This is a genomic window from Flavobacterium ichthyis, assembly GCF_009915155.1.
Lineage (GTDB): Bacteria > Bacteroidota > Bacteroidia > Flavobacteriales > Flavobacteriaceae > Flavobacterium > Flavobacterium ichthyis.
This window is the reverse complement of record NZ_JAABLM010000032.1, coordinates 1-370: the sequence shown is the minus strand read 5'-3', so window position 1 is coordinate 370 and position 370 is coordinate 1. Positions and strand designations below refer to the sequence as shown.

The window sequence follows — 370 nt, the reverse complement described above, 5'->3', positions numbered from 1 at the left end:
GCAGCAATTCCGGTATCGGTAGTTCCGATGAACCAGTTTCCGTTTCCACCGATTGTTGGCGTTAATCCATCTTGACCATCTTGACCGTTTTGACCGTCTGCTCCATCTTGTCCTGCTGGACCTTGCGCAGCAATTCCGGTATCAGTTGATCCAATAAACCAGTTTCCGTTTCCACCGATTGTTGGCGTTAATCCGTCTTGTCCGTCTTGACCATCTTGACCGTCTGCTCCGTTTTGTCCTTGCGCAGCAATTCCGGTATCGGTAGTTCCGATGAACCAGTTTCCGTTTCCACCGATTGTTGGCGTTAATCCATCTTGACCATCTTGACCGTTTTGACCGTCTGCTCCATCTTGTCCTGCTGGACCTTGCG

1 pseudogene is annotated in these 370 nt (G+C 50.3%); it reads right to left on the bottom strand.

The window, feature by feature from the left end:
• A pseudogene (locus tag GV828_RS13085) lies at nucleotides 1-370 on the bottom strand (collagen-like protein); the annotation flags it as partial.